Origin of the sequence: Azospirillum sp. B506 (assembly GCF_000333595.1) — a bacterium.
Classification (GTDB): domain Bacteria; phylum Pseudomonadota; class Alphaproteobacteria; order Azospirillales; family Azospirillaceae; genus Azospirillum.
Map to the genome: position 1 here is coordinate 1 of NZ_BADK01000659.1, position 3,985 is coordinate 3,985.

A 3,985-nucleotide genomic window follows, 5' to 3' on the forward strand; every position below is an offset into this window, starting at 1 on the left:
GCCCTCGATGTGTCGAACCCCAGGCCTTGCGTGAATCGACAGCGGGCGCGGCGGCCGGGACGGCAGTGGGCGCCATAGGCGGCGGCTCCGCGGCCGCCAACGGGGCGGCTCCCTTCTGCATCCGCCGCATCAGCGCCTTGATCTGCGCCTCGACCTCGCGGAAATCGACCGGCTTGACCAGATAGACGTCGGCACCCAGCTCCAGCCCGATGACGCGGTCGATCAGGCCGGACCGCGCCGTCAGCATGATGATGGCGGCCGACGAGGTCGCACGGACGCGGCGGGCGACCGAGAAGCCATCCTCGTCCGGCAGGTTGACGTCGAGCACGATCACGTCGGCCGCGCCCACCTCCAGCAACCGGTCCAACTCCGCACCGCGAGACGCGCCGTGCACCTCGAACCCACACCGGTCGAGATATTCGACAAGATCGTCACGAAGGTCGGCTTCGTCTTCGACCACAATGATCCGGGCCACGACGCCTAACGCCCCCATTCACATTTGTATGATGTTATCTTAAACGCTCGAACGGGTTACGCAAACCCTATCCGACAAATGGAATAATGTCCGGCCGCAGGGCGCCGGTTCCGATGCCTCACCGCTGGGGCAGGTAGCGGTCGCCGACGGTCGCAGCATAGCGGGCCACCCAGTCGCGGTCGATGGCATCGACCCGGCCCTTCGCCTTGAGCTCCGCAAAGCAGCGGTCGAAGTCCGCGCGCAGCGACTCGTCGCGGAACACCATGCTGTAGGCGGTTGGCGGGAAGATGGCGGTGAACTCCACTGGCTGGGCCGGGTCGAAGGGCAGTCCCCCGGCGGATTTCGCCTTTTCCTGAAGCTGGCGGTTGTATTCGGCGAAGATCAGGCCGTCGGCCAGCACCGCGTCCACCCGGCCGGCGAACAGCAGGTTGGAATGCACCATCTGGTCGGCGCGCTCGCGGAAATCGCCGAAGCTGGGGATGGCGGCGCGCAATCCCGGCAGCACGTCCGGCGCACCGGCGAAGGTGATGACGCGCTTGCCTGCCAGATCGGCAAGCGATTGAACCTTGAGGCCGCTGCTTTGCAGCACGGACGCGCCATTCTGATAGAGGATGTAGGGCGCGGAACGCGACCCCGGCAGCGCCATCCCCTCCGGGACCGTGCTGACCGCATCCACCCCCTGCCCCGTCCCCTGGGCACTGTCCCGGAAATCGTTCCAGTGACGCCCGAAGGGAACAACCTTAAGGTGTGTCTCGTGCCCGCAGGCAGCCAGGGTCTCCGTGATGATGGAGGCTTCACGCCCGGTGCCGTCGGCACTCATCATCGGCGGCAGTTCGGGTGCCAGAACCGTCACCGGGCGAGCCGCGGCCGGCGCCCCCGTCAGGATCGGGACCGCGAGCAGGGTTGTCATCGCGACCAACCCGGCAGTGGCAAAGCGTGGAGACAGGATCCCCCGGATACCGAATGCACGTGCAGCGAACGCCATCCTTCCAACTCCACCGTGAAGACAGCTCCACCCGCCGGTATCACCCAAAGCGGCAGTGCCGGAGGGTAGCATGGTCGATGGCGGGACCGTCCACGGGAAAAACCCGCTGTCCTGCAAAGGACTCAGCCATCCAACATGCCCGCTTGTCACACTTCGTGATATTTTGTCGGGATTGGATGCCGGCGGTTTCCGCTTGTTCCCATTTCCCCAGTCGATGCGATAATGAACGAAGCCGTTGTCCAATGTTATTTCACGACCGACTAAACCTTTTGTGCTATGGGTAGACTCATCCGCCACACGCATCATCCCCGCCGGCTGGTTCGATGACTGTCGGCGCGTTGCACGCAAAGGTGGATTTTCTGATGGGTTTTGGACTGCCGCGGCCCCGGGCGACCGGACCGGGACCGATTTGAAATCCGCCATGAACGCACAACGCCCGATCGGCCGGGTCAGGAGGATGTGGATGAGCGTCACGGGATGGGACGACACCGAATCCTATACGCTTCGCGGCGCCGGCCCGCATGGCTCGGGGGACGAAGCCGCCCGCGCCGGCGGATCGTCGCTGCTGACGCGCGTCATCCTGATGATCGTCGGCTGCACGCTGCTGGTGGGTCTGATCGCCATGGGCGTGTCCTCCGTCCTGGTCGGCCGGCAGCAGCGCGAGGCGCTGACCCACCGGGCGACGCTGGTCGGCACACTGCAGGCATCGGCCATGGGGCAGGCGGTGTGGGAGTTCGACACCCGCGCGGTCGAGGCGATGATCCGCGGCCTGATGGCCGAGGATCCTGCGGTGCGCAGCGTCAAGGTCTGGGCGGCATCCGGCGGCCGCGGCGGCCACGGCGAGCCGCTGGTGGCTCTGGACCGCCCGGCCGGCCGCGCCGAACTGGCGACGGTCGAACGGCAGATCGCCATGTCCGGCAGCAACGGCGAACGCACGATGGTCGGCCTGCTGCGCATGACCTATTCGCTGGAGGAGGCCGAAAGCGCCACGATGACGGCGCTGGCGCCGATGGCCGGCCTCGTCTTCTTCTCGCTGCTCGCCGTCATCGGCATGATCAGCGTGCTGCTGAACCGTCTGGTGCTGGCGCCGCTGGCCCGGCTGACGCGGTCGGCCGGGGCCATAGCCGCCGGCGACTACCGCGTGCGCCTGCGCAACCGGCGGTCCGACGAGATCGGACAGCTGACCGTCGCCTTCAACCACATGGCGGAGACCGTCCACGACTACACCGAGCGGCTGGAGCAGCGCGTCACTGAGCGGACAGAGGAACTGCGGCAGTCCAACGACCGGCTGGCGGTCGTCAACCGGCAGGTGATGGACAGCATCCAGTATGCCAGCCTGCTGCAATCGGCCATCCTGCCCGACGAGCGCGAGATGGCGCGGCTTCTCGACGGCGTGTGCGTGCTGTGGCGGCCGCGCGACGTGGTGGGCGGCGATTTCCACATCTTCCGCGAACTGGAGGGCGGCCGCCTCCTGATCGGCGTTGCCGATTGTTCCGGCCATGGCGTGCCGGGCGCCTTCATGACGATGACGGTGTCGGCCATCCTCGACCATGTGCTGTCGGAAACGCCGGATTGCGATCCGGCAGCGATCCTGGGCGGGTTGAACCGTATGGTGCGCGCGGCGTTGGCCCGCGGGCGTGACAACCCGCGCTTCGACAACGGGCTGGACATCGGTCTCTGCCTGGTGCGGCCGGATATGGGCGACCTGCTGTTCGCCGGCGGCCGGATCGGCCTGCACATCGTCGACCCTGGCGCCGATGCCGTGAGCGAGGTGAAAGGGGACGCGCAGAGCCTGGGCTACCGTCGGTCCGACATCGGCCACCGCTTCGCCACCCATCGGGTGGAGCTGAAGCCCGGCCGCAGCTTCTATCTGACCACCGACGGCTTCCTCGATCAGGCCGGCGGGGCGCGTGGCTTCGGCTTCGGCAACCGCCGCTTCACTGCCATGCTGCTGGAGCAGGACGTGCTTCCGATGGCCGAGCGCCGCGCCGCCTTCGTTCAGGCTCTGGCCGAGCATCAGGGGGACCGGGCACAGCGCGACGACATCACCCTGGTCGGCTTCACCGTTTCGCCTGCCGACGCAGCGCCGGCCATTGCAACGCAGCCGGTCGCCGGCGCATCCGTTTCCCAACCCGTCAACCCGTAAGGCAGGTCGTCAAGGCACGATGAAAGGCAACGAACTCTTCAACCTGCAGGAGCTGCTGTCACGGCAGAAGCTGCTGATCTGCTTCAGCGGCCCCTTCAGCCACAGCGTCATCGAAGAGCTGGGCAAGGCCGTCCGGAACCATCTGGAAAATGAGCGGATCGAGAAGTCGGCGATCATGGACGTCTTCTCCGTCTATGTGGAACAGGCACAGAACGTCCGCAACTACACGGTTTCGCGGGAAGCACAGGGCCGGCCGATCCCGGCCAACAGCGGCATCGTGGTGATCGGCAAGGAGGACGACCATTACGTCGTCAGTTCCGGCAATCTGGTGGAGGCGGACGACGTTCCAGGCCTGTCGGCGATGCTGGACAGCTGCGCG

4 protein-coding genes are annotated in these 3,985 nt (G+C 66.6%); 2 read left to right on the top strand and 2 right to left on the bottom strand.

The window, feature by feature from the left end; all coding sequences use genetic code 11:
* The coding region (locus tag I71_RS19510; RefSeq protein ID WP_244433931.1) for a response regulator transcription factor at window positions 1–475 on the bottom strand (475 nt) is incomplete at its 3' end.
* Between the two features lie 118 nt (window positions 476–593).
* Complete coding sequence (locus I71_RS19515; RefSeq protein ID WP_042696723.1) at window positions 594–1,385, bottom strand: ABC transporter substrate-binding protein; 792 nt, start codon at window positions 1,383–1,385, stop codon at window positions 594–596.
* Window positions 1,386–1,923: 538 nt separating this feature from the next.
* On the opposite strand from I71_RS19515, the gene I71_RS19520 reads away from it, so the two are divergent.
* A complete protein-coding gene (locus I71_RS19520) occupies window positions 1,924–3,606 on the top strand; it encodes a SpoIIE family protein phosphatase (RefSeq protein ID WP_042696717.1) in 1,683 nt (560 codons plus the stop codon).
* Between the two features lie 19 nt (window positions 3,607–3,625).
* Window positions 3,626–3,985: SiaB family protein kinase (locus I71_RS19525; RefSeq protein WP_042696719.1), on the top strand; the 360-nt coding region annotated here is incomplete at its 3' end.